Source organism: Halobacterium sp. CBA1126 (genome assembly GCF_009741975.1).
In the GTDB taxonomy this organism is placed as follows: domain Archaea; phylum Halobacteriota; class Halobacteria; order Halobacteriales; family Halobacteriaceae; genus Halobacterium.
Map to the genome: position 1 here is coordinate 1 of NZ_WPCF01000014.1, position 15,369 is coordinate 15,369.

Here is a 15,369-nt window from a genome sequence, read left to right on the forward strand (position 1 = left end):
CAGCGCCGTCAGGAAGACCGCGCGAAGCTTATTTGTCGTGTCTGTCATGTTTGAATTGTCATCGGGTGACTGAGTCAGGGTCAGTCCAGCCCAGACGCCTGCTCCAACCTGATTCCGTCCGAAACGGTGAATCAGGGGGTTTTCACAGCCGCCATTTCGGGTAGGGGTGCTCAAATATATGAGTGTCAGACGGTAAATACTCTGTGGCCGCCTTTGAGTCTCCAGACCACAACTCATTTATGCATCTGGGAAAATATTACTCTCACTTGGCATTCTCATAAAAGAGGCACTGTCTAGTTAAGCACGGCTTCAGCTGGCGTTCGTCCGTTGAGTGATTGATGCGGTCGCTGTTGGTTGTAGTAGTGCACGAACTGTTCAAACCATTCGCGTGCGCTTGCCCGACTGCCGACCCACAAGTTGTGGAAACGGTCGATGCGCATTTTGAGCGTGTGAAACCACTTTTCGATGAGGTTTCGGTCTGTATAGTCTACCCGACCGTTGAGTCCTAAGCGGGAGAGGGCAGTCCGGTAGCCGGTTTCGGTAGTGGCTCGCTATCTGAGGGCACGCAGAGTGCTGTATTCAGTGAGACGCGCTGGATGTTGAGAGGAGTGATGTTACTTTCGTTTGCGTGGAGTGTGGACGGGATATTGTTGGGGACGACTGAATCGGTGGCGGTCAGGAGATATTTTAATCGTATAAGTGGACTGCGCCAATCTCTCGCTGGAAAGGCGCTGATAACCCGAGCGGGACGGGGTCGTGCCTACCAACTGAACGGTCATCGGAATACACTTGCAAGCGTAGCAGCCACGTCCGGTATGGCTCGGTCACTGGTGGTGGCCGTCGTCGTCGGTGTCCTCCAGGGCATCTTCGAGTGGCTCCCAATCTCTAGCGAGGGAAATATTACGGTGGCGCTCTCGTGGCTCGGGGAGAGCCCCGAGCAGGCCGTTGCGTTTGCGTTATTCCTGCATCTCGGCACAGCCCTTTCCGCGACCGCCTACTACCGCAGCGAAATCCGTGAAGAGCTTGCGTTGCTACGAACGTGGCGACCACGGCATGCTACCACCGCGACGCACGCCTCAACGACGTTCCTTGGTGTGGCGACGCTCATCTCGGGCGTAGTCGGGCTTGCGTCGTACGCGGTGCTCGAAGAGGTCGTCTCCGCGCTGACCGGGGGAATGATCGTCGTCGTGATTGGCGTGTTACTTGTGGCGACCGGTGCGTTCCAGCGGCTGTCCACAGCTGTTGATCGGACGCCGACGAAACAGCCGGGGCTCTTGGATGCAGTCCTCGTGGGTGTGGCGCAAGGCGTCGCGATTCTCCCCGGGATTTCGCGCTCGGGGTCGACGACCGGCGTGTTGTTGCTGCGCGGCCACGAGGGACCGACGTCGTTCCGGCTCTCGTTCCTGTTGTCGATTCCCGCGGCCGTCGGCGGTGGGCTGCTCGCCGCCCTTGACACCGGGTTAGGTGGTGTGACACTAGTTAGTGGGGCTGCTGCGATTGCGAGCGCTGCCATCGTCGGTTACCTCACGATTGACGCGTTGATGCGCGTCGTCGAACGCGTCCCCTTCTGGGGCGTCTGTGTCGGGCTCGGCGGCGTCGCTATTGTGGGTGGCGTCCTGGTGTTGTGATTACTCGGGTTTGACGGATTCGTTGTCGAGCGGACGCACGTACCGCAGCCGGCGCTCGACGAAGAACCACACGCTGGCGAGCAGGGCGCCGATGACGTTCGCGAGCGCGTCGCCGAGCGAGGCGTAGCGGCCGGGCTGGGTGCCTTGGAGGCCTTCGATGAGGAGGCCGTAGCCAACGGCGAGCGCGAGGACGGCGGCGATGCGCGTCCAGATGTGGTCGCGGAGGTGGACAGTAGCATACGCCAGTGCGAGACCCAACCCGAGATACCCGAGGACGTGGAGTTTCTTGTCCCAGAGCGGGTCCGGGCTCGACGGCTGGATTGGCGCGGGTGAGAGCACTGAATAGTAGAGGAGGAAGCCAGCGACGCCGAGCACGCCGGCGTAACGGAGCCAGCGCGGGACGAGGGGGAACGGAATGCTGCGCACGACCGGAGATTCGTAACTGGGAAGAAAACAGTGGTGGTCTGCTGCTCCAGGAGACCGCCTCGTGGTCAAGCCCCGAGGCACTCGGCCTGCTCCACCGGTTGATACAACCTACTAGTAAGGAGGGGAATTCAAGTGTAATGAGGGAATAGAATAGGTAAGAGAATGGCTGTTTCAGTAGATGCGACTGTCACGAGTAAGGGACAAGTCACGATCCCGAAGCAGATCCGCGAGAAGCTCGGGATCGACGAAGGAACGGAGGTTGAGTTCATCCTCGAGGATGACGGGAGCGTGAAAGTACGGCCGAAAACGCCCGCGATGGAGCGGCTTCGTGCGGTGAAAGAATCGCTCTCGAAACACGACGTTGCTGTCGAGCAGCTGCGCCGCGAGTCCAAAACCGAGTGGGATTCGCACTACGATGAGGATGCAGCGTGATTTTTCTCGACTCGTGGGTGTGGCTCGAGTACCTCTTTAGCGGGGACCAGGAAGCCGAGGCTGAGCGCGTCATCCAGCACGCAAACAGCGAAGCCGTCGGCGGACTCATCTCACCAACAATCATCGCAGAGGTGTCCTATCGTATTCGGCGCGTCGATGATGAGGCAACCGCCGAGGAGGCAGTCCGTGCAATCCGCGAGTACGAGCACATCAACTGTCTGCCGCTCATCGAGGAAATCGCCGAATACGCCGCCGAACTCCGCTTCAAGTATTATGACCCAGGTAAACGCGAGCTCTCGTACGCGGACGCCATCCATCTCGCAACTGCCATCGTCCACGATGAGTGTGACGCGCTCTATTCAGGCGATCCCGACTTCGATGGGGTCGACGAAATCGAAACCAAGATCTTGTAGCTCTAGTGGGAGCACGACACGGCTCCATCAGTTACGGTCTCCTACTCGACTCCGTGAGCATCGGGACACTCCGAGATATCGCCGAGAGCGCGGGCGCGACGAACTTCGACGCCGTCTGTACTAAATTGCCCAGAACCGTTGGCCACCCCGACAGCTGAAGCCGTGGCTTTCGGCCCCTCCCTGCATCATTCCTCGAGACGTAGATCGCGCCGTGTACGCGGGGATGTCAGTCTTTCTGAGACTGGTCGGCGTCGTCGCCCCGTTCGTCGGAGTATTCTGGTGGTTCCGGTGGCTCGAAGAGCGCCACGAGCAGGCGACCGGACCGCGTGTCCGCGGCCTGGGCGGCGAGTACAGCGAGCACGTCGACGCCGCGCTTGAGGAGGGACTGCCGATAATAGGGGACGAGTGTCTCCACGATGCGGTCGAGGATGGCGATGAACGGGCCGACTGTGTACGTCTCCCGGAGGTCGATGACGATGACTTCGGGGTCGGGCTCGGCGGTGAGCCACCGGTAGAGGAACGACCCCTGGACGACGCGTGTGAGTCGGTCGGTCGTCGAACCCAACCAGCGTGTGGCGGTCGTCAACACGCGCTGGGCGGCGTCGACGATGCGAGACCCATCAAGGACGCGTTCGATGGTGGAGCGTGCGTCGGTAGCGTCTGGACTGGAGTTCGTTGGCATCTACGTTACGGTGACAGTCGCGCGGATGGTTGTCGTGCCGAGGTCGAGCGTGACGGGACTCCCCTGCTGGATGGGGTGGCCTTTGAACGTTACACCGGTGGCGGTTTCGCGGACGGTGAGTTCGGCGGTGAGTGTGAGGTCCTGATTCACGGGGTGGTTGCGCTCGTAGATGTTGCCGTCGCGGCTCGTGAGGATGACCGTCGCAGCTTCGCGGTCCACATCGGTGATGTCGGCGATGGTGGTGCCGCGGACGGTTTCGGTCAGCCCCGTGTGGATGCTGTCTGCTTTGGTTGGCGGGACGTCCTCCAGCTGGAGGGTCATCGTACGCGTTGCCATCTCCCCCTGTGGGTCGGTGGCGCCAACACGCTGGATGGAGCCAGCGAGCGAGTACTCGCTCGTCCGGACGGGGATGGTCGTGCCCGCTTGGATGGTGGTGCCGCCGAAGCGCACGTCGCCGTCGTCCTGGAGCGTGGCGAGGGAGAGACCGACGAGTACGCGTTTGCGGTCCGTGTTGTTCGTGCCGTAGGCGTGCACGGATTCGACGGTTGCGATTTCCGTGTCGCCGAGCGTGTACGTGTCGCCCGGTTCGATGGTGGTGGCTGTGTCGGTGCTAACGGTGTCCTCGATGACGACATCCGTGGTGGTTGTCTGGGGGCCGGAGCCGAGATCGCGCAGCGTCCCCGAGACTTGGTACGTCGATGTCTGGATGTCGAGACTGCGGCCGACACGTGGCGGCGCGCCCGCGTACGTGATGGTGTCTTCTTCTGAGGCGGGGCCGCTGAGCGTCACGCCGAGGATGACGCGCGTGCTGTCGTCCTGTGGGGCGAGATGGACGTCAGTGATTTCGAGTTCCGCATCCCCGGACGGCGAATAGGTGTCGCCGGCGTCGATCTCCTCGATGAGGTAGCTCGGCTGCGTGCCGAGATCCAGGGTCGCATCCATGGTGACGCGGTCCGGTTCCGGTGCGGGTTCGGGGTCGGGTTGGAGGACGAACGCGGCGCCCGCGGCGACGACCGCGAGAACGAAGAGGACGACGAGCGCGTCGACGACGTTGACGATGCCGAAGAGATTACCCTCGTCGTCAAGCAACTGCATAAAAACCACCAGTCATGTTATCGTGAGTGGTCGACAGGACAACTAAACGATTCCGGAACGCCGCGTTCGTCGGCGACGATGATGCGTCGAGATGGCTGCTGGAACAGGTTCCTCACTTCACGGTGGAGCGACACCAAATCGGCTCGTCCCTAGAGATCTACAGTTGCCACGACAAACGCGGGTACTGTTTGACCAGTACGTCAATAACGGGGAAACCGCCTTCGACATCGTAGCGAACGGATTCTGATACGCCCAGCACGACAGCAATCACCAAAGTCGTGCCGAGCGCCTTCGGGATGAACTGTACGGTGCGTGTTCGAACTCGGCGCGTCGATTCACGTGTTAACCAACAGAAACGGCGGAATCGCAAGCTGTGTTGGTTAATACTCGTGGTCGGACGGAATTGTCTTCGCACGCTCATCCACAAAACGAACGGCCGGACAGTCCTCAGAAGTTCCTTGGGTTTCGGAACAGCAGCGTAAAAGTGGCAAACGGCCCCGGACCATCTTGCGGTAGCGAGGAAGCCCTGCCGTTCACGCGAGTTCGTCGAGTTTCGTGAGGAGGCGGGCGTAGAGGTCTGGCTGACAGTACCAGCCAGCTTCGAGCATTTCGTCGAGGGTCGCACGTGCGTCCGCGGCCGAGAGACTGTCGTCGCGGACGAGCGAGAGGAGGAGGTAGGCTGTTCCTCTAGTGTTAATACCTTCAACGTCGGCAATATCACGGCCGTAGGCGTCATCCATCACAGCGGTGGCATTCCGGTCGGCCGCAAGTGTAAGGACAGCAACGTCGGCGTTGCTGACGTTTGGATTGTCGCTGAGACGGTTGAATAGCGTGTCTTCTGGTGCCGAGACGACGTCGAATTCGCCGGCATCGACGCGTTGTTCGACGCGGCGGGCGTCAGGATATCCGGCGTCAACACCAGCGGTAACGACCTCGTCGTAGACGCGTTCTGGGATGAGGCGGCGGCAATCAAGGTGGCTGAGTACCTGCAATTGATCGGCCGTTCCGAGATAGATGAGTGGTGTGGCGTCGAAGACGAACATCAGAGGTCGTCGAGATCGGACGTAAGATGGTCGCCATCGACCCATGTAATATCCCGGTCGCGTGCAAGTCGTGCGAACTCCCACACGTCGACACCCGCGAGCTCAACCGCTCGGGTAAACGTTATCTCGCCCTGTTCGAGGGCCTCAAGGGCTTGGGTGGTCCGCCATTCGTCGAGACTCTCTGAGAGGAGTTTTCGAATAGCCGTGCTTCGGTCGAGGCGCTCGGCGTCGATGAATGCTTCGAGCTCCGCCTCCAAGTCGTCGGGGACGCGAGCGGAGATCGTACCCATAGCGTATACTACGTATTCATCGTATACAAACGCTCCGGTGCCAAATCCACCGACGGACATCAGGGCGCTGTCGTGGCCACAGACCAGTATCAGCCGACGGATTCTTTCCGCAGCCTGAATTCCGACGTGACGTGGCTTGAGGGAGTTAGCCTCGATAGTACGGAATCGTCGCCTCAAGCCCCTCCGCAAAGCTAACGTCCGGGTCGTAGCCGAGGAGTTTTTCGGCTTTCGAGATGTCGGCGTGGGAGTGACGAACGTCGCCGGGACGCGGGTCGTCGTAGACGGGATCGATGTCAGTGTCGAGGACGTCGTTGAGCGTGTCGACGAGCTCGTTGATCGTGACGCGGCCACCACAGCCAATATTGAACGCCTCGCCAGTCACGTCGCTTTCTGCGGCGAGGATGTTCGCTTGGACGGCGTTGTCGATGAACGTGAAGTCACGGGACTGCTCGCCATCACCGTAGATGACGGGGCGTTCACCGTCGAGCATCAGCGAGATGAACTTCGGGATAACCGCGGCGTAGTCGCCGTTGGGGTCCTGGCGTGGCCCATAGATGTTGAAGTACCGGAGTGCGGCGGTGTCGATGTCGTAGAGCTCGCTAAACTGGAGGGCGAGCTTCTCCGTGTAGTATTTCGAGAGCGCGTACGGGGATTCAGGCTGTTCGGTCATCGACTCGACTTTCGGGAGCTGCTCTGTCGAGCCATATATCGACGAGGAGGAGGCGACGACCGCGGTGTCGACATCGGCCTCGCGGGCGGCGTTCAGCACGGTAGCCGTTCCCGTACAGTTAGCGTCTGTACTGGTGACGGGGTCCTCGACGCTCCGCGGGACCGAGGGAACGGCTGCCTGATGGAAGACGTAGTCGACACCCTCAGTGATATTGTCGATAGTTTCGGCGTCACGGATGTCTGCCTCGTGGAAGGTGAAGTCGTCGTCCGCATGTAGAGATTCGAGGTTCTGTTCGCGGCCGGTTTCGAAATTGTCGACGCCGCGGACATCGTAGCCGCGGTCGAGCAGCGCGTCAGCGAGGTTCGATCCGATGAACCCCGCGACGCCGGTAACGAGTGCGGTGGGCATGCATGCTGGTTTTCCACGGTGCGGGGTTAGTGTGTCGACTTCGAACAGGTGACTGCTGGGTCACGCACTGGAGCATTCCCGACCGGGCGATAGTTCTTTGACCGTGTGGCTCACAACGTACACACATGAGTTCGGAGACGGGAGAGAAACAGCGGGTCCAGTTCCGGGCGCCTGAGAGTGTCGTCCAACAGGCAGATACGCTGGCGACAGTACTCGAAACGGACCGCACATCGGTCATTCTCTCGGCACTCCGAGAGTACCTACGAGATGCCAGCCACGACGACGACCTCAAGCAGGAGCTCGCAGACGCGTACTACGACGACGACATCGCCTTCGACGAGCTCAAGGCTGTCGTTGGCCACGAGGAGGCGGCGAACTTCCGCGTGCTCAAGGAACAACTCGACGAGGAGTTCGTCGACGCGACCGCCAACGAGTTCGCGGACTCGTAGATGCAGGTCGTCGCAGACACGTCCGCGCTCGTGAGTTTGGGGACGGTCGCCGACCACGAGTGGAACCCACTTGACTACCTCCTCGACCAACACACCGTGCTCGTCCCAAAACTCGTAGTCGACGAACTCACAGAGACTGCGACGTACGACGACACGTCGGGTCAGGGAGCACTGCGCGTGCTCGATCGGCAACCAGCACTCGACGTGCGCGACATCACCCTCGACGAATCGTTCCCACTCGACGACGGTGAGAACGCGGCCGTCACGCTCGCCAACGACTGTGGCGCTGCACAGCTGCTCTGTGACGAGTTCAATCAGCTCGCGCTCGTGCACGCGCCGCTCGTCGACACCCGGCTCGTGACCACGCCGACTTTATTGCTCGCGCTCACTCGGAGCGATGAGGTCACGCCAAAGACAGCGCGGTCACTACTGGCCGCGATGCGTGACGCTCGTAGCTGGACGAACAACCGCTACGTCGAACGCGCCGAGACGGTTCTCACAGACGCCAACGAGTCTTCGTAGTAAGGAGGACGTCGTGGAGACTCAGCGCGCGGGTATGACGGCCTCACTGGCCCGAGCCGCGAACCATTACCATCAAGACAAGAAACAGCTATTAAGGAAACATGACTAGCGAGAAAACTGACATTGAAAAACTGGAAGAACGCGTCGAAAAACTTGAAGAGCAACAGGAAGAGTTCACTGTAGAAGATGGCGATGGTGAGTCATGGTCGCTCACCGAATTGATGGACCGGTTCAGTATCAAGCGTCGAACAGCCCTCAAGGCAATCGGACTAGTCGCCATCGGGTACACCGCACCGCGTGCAGTGCTGCAAGCAGTGAGCGGGACCGCGCAAGCACAGCAGTCCACGGCCGATCTCACTGTCTCCGGCCAACTGGACGCTGGGTCGGTAAGTACAGATGAGGCATTCATCGGTTCTTCTCCTGTAGATAGACCGCTCATCTCAAACGGAGACACGACCGTGTATGTAGACCCTGATAACGGGTCTAACGACGGAGACGGGACGGAAACGGACCCGGTCGCAACCATTCAAGAGGCGGTCAACAGAGCGCCGGTTTTCCTCCGCCACCAACACTACATCGACATTTCAACGGCCGCGTCGACGCCGACTACCTACGATGAAGACGTTATCATCAACGGGATTATTTCTTCGGGGCAAGCATTTACCACCGGCGCAGGGGCTAATCCGGTCGAAGGTCCGGCCACGAATTTCCGAATCGAAGGTGACCCGGACGACAATACGGCTGTCACGGTTTCGTCCATCACTGCCGCAGGATGCACCGGTGTTGCAAGCCCCCATCTCAAGGACTTCACCGTAAATGGTATTTCGCCGTACTACGAGGCGAAACACGCGGTCGAGTTCTACGGCGGCGGCGAGTATCAGGCTTCGAATCTCAGGTTTGGGTCCAACGTGGATAACGGCATTCGTGCCTACGGGGCAATCGCTGAAGTTCGCGGCTGCGACTTTAGCAACTGCGACGAAGGCACAACGGCGAAGCGGAACGCCCAAATCCTCGCCCAAAATTGTTCGGGCACGCCGAACAAATCCTACGTCGCACGTTCCGGCAGCACATTAGCGGTCTATGATGACGCTACAACGCCGACTGAGTGGCGGTTCGGAACCATCAACGGGGCGCGTATCTGGAACGATGACAAGCTGTGGTCCGGCAACAACAGTCGGGCATCGTTTATCCGCTCTGGAACTGTCTCGTCGAGCGACTTCGAGGAGTTCGTCGGGAACAACGTTACCGTCGGCGGTGGGTCCGACGAGACGATTTTTGACCTCTCCAATCCCGTGGACGTTATCAACGGGCAGGTGTTGGGGAACGCCCCCCGGAGGCTCACGGCGACTTTCGCGGACGGGGCGGAGGAAACGGTAGCGGTAGACACGTCTAATGCATACGGCAGTGACGAAAACGGCGACGGTTTCGCGGTCCTATCGGTCCCGCCGTTGCATAACGTGACAAAACTCACGTTCAACAACGGGGTCGGGACCTCCACCGAGTACGGCTGGGCCGTGCAAACTGTAAGTTCCGCGTCGTGGCAGCCCTAAGGCCTAAGATTCGTTTCCCGGCCAATTCAAACCAAACTAAGTGAAATAAAGTAATGAAACGACGGACTCAGATTGCGCTCGTCGCGTTCGGCGTATTCCTGAGCGTTGCCGCCCCGTTATCGGATCGGTGGTGCTTTAGGACGGCAAGAGCGCTGGCTAGAACGTCGAATTCGATAAATCAAATGGTCCGGGGGTTGTCCTTGGTGAGTCCGTCGACTCCACCAACGAGAATCCCTAGCACGAATCGAACACAATCATCCTCGAACCGTGTGGTGAATCCCATTTGAAAGGCGACACAAGTCTTCGCGTCACACAATTCAACGGGATGTGAACAAACGCCACTAACATCGACGCGACGAATGCAACGCTCAGTATTCGGCCGAACGATAAACCCGAGCTGGCCGTCCATGGCGGCGTCACAGCTGTCTCATACCGCGGCGACATCACGCTCGACGACAACGCGGTCGCCCTCGAATACTCAGCAAGTAGCACGGGAACGATTACGGTCAACGCCCCCCGACGTGAACACGGGTCGAGCCGCCGCCACTACAGGCGGTAACGCTGTTGACTCCGAAACCACGTCATCAACCGGTATCACGACGATTTCCGTCAACTCGGCGACGAATGAAGATCTCGTCAAAGCGGTTGTTCAAAGCCGGACGACGTGGTCGTCGTCCCGGTGGTTAGTCGCGTTCCGCGCGTCGAACAGGAGCGTCGACTCGTCGACGAGGCGGTCGACATCCAGCATCGAGTGATCCGTAACGATGAGGACGCAATCCGCATCGTTGAGCCGCGTGTCTGTCAGTGGGACCGACTCGTGGGTCGCTGCACCGACGTCGAGTTCGGGAACGTGGGGGTCGTGGTAGTCGACGGTTGCGTTCCAGTCGTCGAGTTCGGTAATGATGTCGATTGCCGGGGATTCGCGGATGTCCGAGACGTCGGGCTTGTAGGCGGCGCCAACGACGAGGACATTCGCGTTCGACAGCGCAGTGCCGCGGTCGTTGAGTTGTTCGACGACGCGCTGGACGACGTGCTGGGGCATCTCGCGGTTGACCGTGTCCGCGAGGTCGATAAAGCGCGTGTCGATGCCGTGCTGGTCGGCTTTCCAGGAGAGGTAGAACGGGTCGATGGGGATGCAGTGGCCGCCCAGGCCGGGGCCGGGGTAGAACGGCATGAAGCCGAACGGCTTCGTCTCGGCGGCTTCGATGGCGTTCCAGATGTCGACGTCGAGTTCGTGGGCGATTTGTGCGAGTTCGTTGATGAGGCCGATGTTCACCGCGCGGAACGTGTTCTCGAGGAGTTTGACGAGTTCGGCTTCCGTCGAGGAGTCGACGCGGACGACCTCGTCGAAGACGGGCGCGTAGAGCGCTTCCGCGCGGTCGCCACACTCCGGGGTGACGCCGCCGAGGACTTTCGGGATGTCCGTCGGGCCGTACTCCTCGTTGCCGGGGTCGATGCGCTCGGGCGAGAACGCGAGGTAGATATCTTCACCGACAACCGTCCCGTTCTCCACGAGGACGTCGGCGACGGCCTCCTTGGTTGCGCCCGGGTAGACGGTGCTTTCGAGGACGACCGTGCAGTCGTCGACGACTGGTGCAAGTCGTTCGGCAGCGTCGAGGACGTAGGAGAGGTCCGGCGTGTCGGTTTTCCGGAGCGGCGTGGGCACGCAGATGGAGACACCGTCAGCGTCCGCGAGCTGGTCGTAGTCGGTCGTGAACGTGAGGCCGTTGCGTGTGGCCTCGACGACCTCCTCGTTAGTGACATCGTTAACCGTGGATTCCCCCTTGCGGAGTCGTTCGACCTTGCCGGCGTCGACGTCAACGCCGACCACATCATAGCCTGCGTCGTGCATCGCGAGCGCCAGCGGTAGGCCGACGTATCCAAGTCCGACGACGCCGACGCGCGTCTGCTCGCCTTCCATATACGCTGTCAGATACGCTACAAGCGTTTTAGGGTGTCGTTACTCGAAACGGTGGCCGGTGTCGGTTTAGAGAATGAGGCTTAAGACACCGAGGGACATCGCTGGAGGTGTGACTAGTCGATGACCGGCAGCGAGCGGCCGCGAGTCTTCCATCTGATTACGCGCCTGCTGAAGGGTGGCGCGGAAGCGAAGACCATCGCGACCGTACAGGGACTCGACGACTACGAGTTCACGGTCGGGTACGGCGCGGAGTACGACCAAGAGCAAGTCGACCAACTGGAGCACGCTGGTGTCGAGACGAAGCGCTTCCCGCTGATCCGCCACTACAATCCCGTGACGACGGTCCCAGCGGTGCTGTCGTTGGCGTGGTACCTTCAACGCGAGAACTTCGACATCGTACACACGCACAGCACGGAAGCCGGCATCATCGGGCGCTTCGCGGCGGCACTGGCTGGTGTGCCGAACATCGTACATACTGTACACGGCGTGCCGTTCGCCGATGATCGTAGTGGCTTGTTGAATCGGTTTGTGCTCGCATGCGAGCGGCAAGCCGCAACGTACACGGACCGCATCGTCACGAACGCGGACGTCATCGCCGACGACTACCTGGAGCGGGGCATCGGGCAGCGGGAACAGTACACGACCGTGTACAGCGGCGTGGATCTGGACGCGTTCGCGGACGCCGAGCCCGCCGACGATTTACCCGGGGAGCAGCCGCGCGTCGTTATGGTTGGGCGGCTCACGGACGGGAAAGGTCACGGCGTTCTGCTGGACGCCGTGGAGTCGTTGGGTGACTTCCAGGGATCCGTCTGTATCGTCGGCGACGGTTCGCTGTACGACTCGCTGGTCGCGGCGGTCGAGGACCGTGGGTTGGCCGAGGACGTGTTCCTGACCGGCTTCCGAGACGATGTCCCGCGTGTGCTTGCGGCGAGTGACGTGCTCGTCTTGCCGTCGTTCCGCGAAGGGACGCCGCGAGTAATCACGGAAGCGATGGCGAGTGGGTTGCCCGTCGTGGCGACTGACATCGCAGGGATTCCCGAACAAGTCGAAGACGGCGAAAACGGCTACCTAATTCCGACCGGGGATTCGGACGCGCTGGCCGACCGGCTAGAGCGACTGCTGGCGGACGAGGAGTTGCGTGAACAGATGGGTGCGCGTGGACTAGAGCGTGCTAACCGGTTCTCCGTCGCGACGATGGTCGAGGAGCTAGACAGGCTGTACGAGGAGTTGCTGGCAGAATAGCAGGTGCGGAACCGACGAGAGGAGAGCCACGACGGGCGGACTTCGTGAGGGGAACGCAGACCATTTAGTCGTCGGCTGCCGAGTACGAGGAAATGACGACGGTCGTGCTCGGGCTGGACGGGGGCTGTTTCGAGTTGATCCAGCCGTGGATCGACGACGGGTCACTCCCCAACTTCGCTACGCTGACCACAGACGGCACGTCGACGGACATGCAGAGCTGCCTACCGCCGGTGACGTGTCCGAACTGGCAGTGCTACGCGACCGGAACGAACCCAGGGAAGCTCGGCGTGTTCTGGTGGGAAGCCGTCGACGAGGACGAACGGAAGATAGAGAACCGGAGTGCAGCTGGCGACTTCGACGGCACGCACTACTGGCGCTTCCTCGACGGCGACGCCGCGGTCGTGAACCTCCCCACGTCGTACCCGCCCTCGGAGGTCGACGGGATTCACGTCGCCGGTGGCCCTGGCGCCGAACAGACCGGCTACACGTACCCCGAATCGCTGGAGGAAGACCTGGAGAGGAAGTACGACTACGCCGTCCACCCGGAGAAGATGTCGCTGCTGTCCGGCGACAACCCGGACAACGACTGCGTCCCCGAAATCTACGACCTAATCGACTCGCGGTTCGACGTCCTCGAAGACGAACTCGAGAGTGGCGAGTACGAGCTCGTCCACGTGACCGTGTTCTACCTGAACGTGCTCCAGCACTTCTACTGGGACATGGACGTCGTGAAGCAGGCATGGGAGAAAATCGACGAGCGCGTCGGCCGGCTGCTGGAGATGGACGAGCTCGATCACTTCGTCGTGATGTCCGACCACGGCTCCAACGAGATCGAGACGACCTTCCGCATCAACACGTGGCTGGAGCAACACGGCTACCTGCAGACAGAGTCGGGTATCAGCGACTACCTCCACAAGGCGGGGATTACGCAGGAACGCGTCCGGCCAGTGCTCGCGAAGCTCGGCGTGGAGTGGTGGGCCCGGCGACTGCTCCCAGAGCGCGTACAGATGCTGCTTCCCGACGATGAGGGTTCGGTCGACAAGAGCGCAAAAGGCGACGTTATCGACTGGGAGCGTTCACAGGCGGTCGCGAGCGGCCAGGGACCCGTGTACGTACTCGCCGACGACCCCGCGGAGCGCGAGGAAATCGTCGATCAGCTGATTGCCGACCTAGAAGGGCTCACTGACGAGGCCGGGAACGCGGTGTTCGACCAAGTGCTGCGTGGCGAGGACGTGTACAACGGTCCACACACTGGCCGCGGTCCGGATGTCGTGCTCGACCAGGCTGCCGGCGTCCACATCGAGGGGAAGATCGGGAACGACGACGTGTTCGGCGAGCCGAGCAAGTGGCACGGCGAGAACAAGGACACGGGGATGTTCATCGGGTATGGGACAGACATCGACGAGACTGCGGCGCTGTCGGACATGCACATTCTCGATATCGCGCCGACACTGCTCCACCTCCACGGCGAGGACGTCCCGGAGCGAATGGACGGCGAGGTCCGCAGTGATCTCTTCGATGCGGAGTCGGAGCCGGCGAACCGCGACGTCTCGCGCGTCGACGTGGATGTGGGCAGCGCTGATTCACAGACTGTCGAGCGCGACGTGACCGACCGGCTGGAGAATCTCGGGTACATGGAGTAACATGAGCGACGACACGGGCGTGTTCACGATTTCGCTGGACACCGAACTCGCGTGGGGCACGTTCGACAAGGGGAACGCCGAGCGGTACGAGGAAGCGTACCGGAACACGCCGGAGGTCATCGACCGGCTCTGCGACTTGTTCGACGAGTACGAGATTCCCGCGACGTGGGCGGTCGTCTCTCACCTGCTGGAGGACTGTGACGGCGACCACAGCGACCGGACAGCGCCGGACTTCGAGTGGATCGACGACTGGTTCGGCGATCTGCCGTGCGCGAGCGGGATGGACGAGGACCTGTGGTACGCGCCGTGGTTGATTGACCGGATTCAAGACTGCGAGACTGAGCAGGAAATCGGGCTGCACGGGTCGACGCACATGCAACTGGGCGCCGACGGCTGTTTGCGACAGCACGCCGAAGAGGAGATTGGGACTGCCGTCAAGACGCTGCGCTCGCACGGCGTTGAGCCGAAAAGCTTCGTGTTCCCGCGGAACGACGTCGGTTACGTGGACGTGCTCCGCGAGCACGGAATCGAAGCTTATCGCGGCGTCGACGCGCGCTGGTACGAGCGTGCGTCTGTGCCGAGTGCCGTGAAGCCGCCGCTACGGTTCGCCGACGAAGCGATTCGGGGGACACCACCAGTAGTCGATCCGGTGGAACGCGATGATGTGGTCGAGGTTCCAGGGTCGCAAGTGTTCCGCCCCTCGCACGACGGCTGGCAGTACACGCCAGGAGAAAGTAGTGTTGCGCGAGCGAAGAAGGGGCTTCGGCGTGCGGCTCGTACGGGTGGCGTGTTCCACCTGTGGTTTCACCCGTTCAATCTGGGGCACGAACCCGAGCAGGACCTGGAACGGTTAGAGCGCGTGCTAGCGGGAGTGCGTGACTTCGTCGATAGGGGGGAACTGGAGTGTCGACCGTTGAAGAGTGTATCGCCGGGCCGTCAGTAGCGATAGCGACGC

At 61.1% G+C, this 15,369-nt stretch carries 16 protein-coding genes and 1 pseudogene; 9 read left to right on the forward strand and 8 right to left on the reverse strand.

Going from position 1 to position 15,369, the window contains the following annotated elements; genetic code table 11:
• Positions 1-293 precede the first annotated feature (293 nt).
• A pseudogene (locus tag GJ634_RS03205) lies at positions 294-533 on the reverse strand (integrase core domain-containing protein); the annotation flags it as partial.
• Between the two features lie 282 nt (positions 534-815).
• On the opposite strand from GJ634_RS03205, the gene GJ634_RS03210 reads away from it, so the two are divergent.
• On the forward strand, positions 816-1,628 hold the full coding sequence (locus GJ634_RS03210) for an undecaprenyl-diphosphate phosphatase (protein ID WP_157500482.1): 813 nt from the start codon (positions 816-818) through the stop codon (positions 1,626-1,628).
• Here GJ634_RS03210 and GJ634_RS16360 read toward each other — a convergent pair whose 3' ends face one another.
• A complete protein-coding gene (locus GJ634_RS16360; RefSeq protein WP_331713971.1) occupies positions 1,629-2,054 on the reverse strand; it encodes a VanZ family protein in 426 nt (141 codons plus the stop codon).
• Between the two features lie 162 nt (positions 2,055-2,216).
• Here GJ634_RS16360 and GJ634_RS03220 point away from each other — a divergent pair, with 162 nt between their 5' ends.
• Positions 2,217-2,486 carry an AbrB/MazE/SpoVT family DNA-binding domain-containing protein gene (locus GJ634_RS03220; RefSeq protein ID WP_157500483.1) on the forward strand — a complete coding sequence of 90 codons (270 nt, stop codon included), beginning with the start codon at positions 2,217-2,219 and terminating at the stop codon, positions 2,484-2,486.
• Complete coding sequence (locus GJ634_RS03225; RefSeq protein ID WP_197425374.1) at positions 2,483-2,899, forward strand: type II toxin-antitoxin system VapC family toxin; 417 nt, start codon at positions 2,483-2,485, stop codon at positions 2,897-2,899. Before GJ634_RS03220 ends, GJ634_RS03225 begins: the two co-directional genes overlap by 4 nt.
• 226 nt (positions 2,900-3,125) lie before the next feature.
• Here GJ634_RS03225 and GJ634_RS03230 read toward each other — a convergent pair whose 3' ends face one another.
• The 5 genes from GJ634_RS03230 to GJ634_RS03250 all read right to left on the reverse strand — a co-directional run bounded on the left by GJ634_RS03230 (position 3,126) and on the right by GJ634_RS03250 (position 7,087).
• Positions 3,126-3,581, reverse strand: coding sequence for a hypothetical protein (locus GJ634_RS03230; RefSeq protein ID WP_157500484.1), 456 nt, complete (start codon positions 3,579-3,581; stop codon positions 3,126-3,128).
• The gene (locus tag GJ634_RS03235; RefSeq protein WP_157500485.1) at positions 3,582-4,676 is read right to left on the reverse strand and encodes a DUF4330 family protein; all 1,095 of its coding nucleotides are present in this window, start codon (positions 4,674-4,676) and stop codon (positions 3,582-3,584) included. It abuts the gene before it with no gap.
• A 533-nt stretch (positions 4,677-5,209) separates the two neighbouring features.
• The gene (locus GJ634_RS03240; RefSeq protein ID WP_157500486.1) at positions 5,210-5,719 is read right to left on the reverse strand and encodes a DUF3368 domain-containing protein; all 510 of its coding nucleotides are present in this window, start codon (positions 5,717-5,719) and stop codon (positions 5,210-5,212) included.
• A complete protein-coding gene (locus tag GJ634_RS03245) occupies positions 5,719-6,009 on the reverse strand; it encodes a UPF0175 family protein (protein WP_157500487.1) in 291 nt (96 codons plus the stop codon). Before GJ634_RS03245 ends, GJ634_RS03240 begins: the two co-directional genes overlap by 1 nt.
• Positions 6,010-6,154: 145 nt before the next feature.
• On the reverse strand, positions 6,155-7,087 hold the full coding sequence (locus GJ634_RS03250; protein WP_157500488.1) for an SDR family oxidoreductase: 933 nt from the start codon (positions 7,085-7,087) through the stop codon (positions 6,155-6,157).
• Between the two features lie 125 nt (positions 7,088-7,212).
• Here GJ634_RS03250 and GJ634_RS03255 point away from each other — a divergent pair, with 125 nt between their 5' ends.
• The 3 genes from GJ634_RS03255 to GJ634_RS03265 all read left to right on the forward strand — a co-directional run bounded on the left by GJ634_RS03255 (position 7,213) and on the right by GJ634_RS03265 (position 9,608).
• Complete coding sequence (locus tag GJ634_RS03255; protein ID WP_157500489.1) at positions 7,213-7,536, forward strand: hypothetical protein; 324 nt, start codon at positions 7,213-7,215, stop codon at positions 7,534-7,536.
• On the forward strand, positions 7,537-8,058 hold the full coding sequence (locus GJ634_RS03260; protein WP_157500490.1) for a hypothetical protein: 522 nt from the start codon (positions 7,537-7,539) through the stop codon (positions 8,056-8,058). It abuts the gene before it with no gap.
• Between the two features lie 101 nt (positions 8,059-8,159).
• Positions 8,160-9,608: a hypothetical protein gene (locus GJ634_RS03265; RefSeq protein WP_157500491.1), complete on the forward strand. Its 1,449-nt coding sequence runs from the start codon at positions 8,160-8,162 to the stop codon at positions 9,606-9,608.
• Between the two features lie 649 nt (positions 9,609-10,257).
• On the opposite strand, the gene GJ634_RS03270 is transcribed toward GJ634_RS03265, so the two are convergent.
• A complete protein-coding gene (locus GJ634_RS03270; RefSeq protein WP_157500492.1) occupies positions 10,258-11,529 on the reverse strand; it encodes a nucleotide sugar dehydrogenase in 1,272 nt (423 codons plus the stop codon).
• Between the two features lie 120 nt (positions 11,530-11,649).
• On the opposite strand from GJ634_RS03270, the gene GJ634_RS03275 reads away from it, so the two are divergent.
• From GJ634_RS03275 to GJ634_RS03285, 3 genes are all read left to right on the forward strand, one after another.
• Positions 11,650-12,771 carry a glycosyltransferase family 4 protein gene (locus GJ634_RS03275; RefSeq protein WP_157500493.1) on the forward strand — a complete coding sequence of 374 codons (1,122 nt, stop codon included), beginning with the start codon at positions 11,650-11,652 and terminating at the stop codon, positions 12,769-12,771.
• Between the two features lie 92 nt (positions 12,772-12,863).
• Positions 12,864-14,414, forward strand: coding sequence for an alkaline phosphatase family protein (locus GJ634_RS03280; protein ID WP_157500494.1), 1,551 nt, complete (start codon positions 12,864-12,866; stop codon positions 14,412-14,414).
• Between the two features lies 1 nt (position 14,415).
• Positions 14,416-15,357: a polysaccharide deacetylase family protein gene (locus tag GJ634_RS03285; protein ID WP_157500495.1), complete on the forward strand. Its 942-nt coding sequence runs from the start codon at positions 14,416-14,418 to the stop codon at positions 15,355-15,357.
• Positions 15,358-15,369: the final 12 nt, after the last annotated feature.

Bases quoted from the DNA above. Each gene is read 5' to 3' on its own strand.
- GJ634_RS03210 (WP_157500482.1), top strand. From the start codon at position 816: ATGGCTCGGTCACTGGTGGTGGCCGTCGTCGTCGGTGTCCTCCAGGGC.
- GJ634_RS03220 (WP_157500483.1), top strand. From the start codon at position 2,217: ATGGCTGTTTCAGTAGATGCGACTGTCACGAGTAAGGGACAAGTCACG.
- GJ634_RS03230 (WP_157500484.1), bottom strand. From the start codon at position 3,581: ATGCCAACGAACTCCAGTCCAGACGCTACCGACGCACGCTCCACCATC.
- GJ634_RS03235 (WP_157500485.1), bottom strand. From the start codon at position 4,676: ATGCAGTTGCTTGACGACGAGGGTAATCTCTTCGGCATCGTCAACGTC.
- GJ634_RS03240 (WP_157500486.1), bottom strand. From the start codon at position 5,719: ATGTTCGTCTTCGACGCCACACCACTCATCTATCTCGGAACGGCCGAT.
- GJ634_RS03245 (WP_157500487.1), bottom strand. From the start codon at position 6,009: ATGGGTACGATCTCCGCTCGCGTCCCCGACGACTTGGAGGCGGAGCTC.
- GJ634_RS03250 (WP_157500488.1), bottom strand. From the start codon at position 7,087: ATGCCCACCGCACTCGTTACCGGCGTCGCGGGGTTCATCGGATCGAAC.
- GJ634_RS03255 (WP_157500489.1), top strand. From the start codon at position 7,213: ATGAGTTCGGAGACGGGAGAGAAACAGCGGGTCCAGTTCCGGGCGCCT.
- GJ634_RS03260 (WP_157500490.1), top strand. From the start codon at position 7,537: ATGCAGGTCGTCGCAGACACGTCCGCGCTCGTGAGTTTGGGGACGGTC.
- GJ634_RS03265 (WP_157500491.1), top strand. From the start codon at position 8,160: ATGACTAGCGAGAAAACTGACATTGAAAAACTGGAAGAACGCGTCGAA.
- GJ634_RS03270 (WP_157500492.1), bottom strand. From the start codon at position 11,529: ATGGAAGGCGAGCAGACGCGCGTCGGCGTCGTCGGACTTGGATACGTC.
- GJ634_RS03275 (WP_157500493.1), top strand. From the start codon at position 11,650: ATGACCGGCAGCGAGCGGCCGCGAGTCTTCCATCTGATTACGCGCCTG.
- GJ634_RS03280 (WP_157500494.1), top strand. From the start codon at position 12,864: ATGACGACGGTCGTGCTCGGGCTGGACGGGGGCTGTTTCGAGTTGATC.
- GJ634_RS03285 (WP_157500495.1), top strand. From the start codon at position 14,416: ATGAGCGACGACACGGGCGTGTTCACGATTTCGCTGGACACCGAACTC.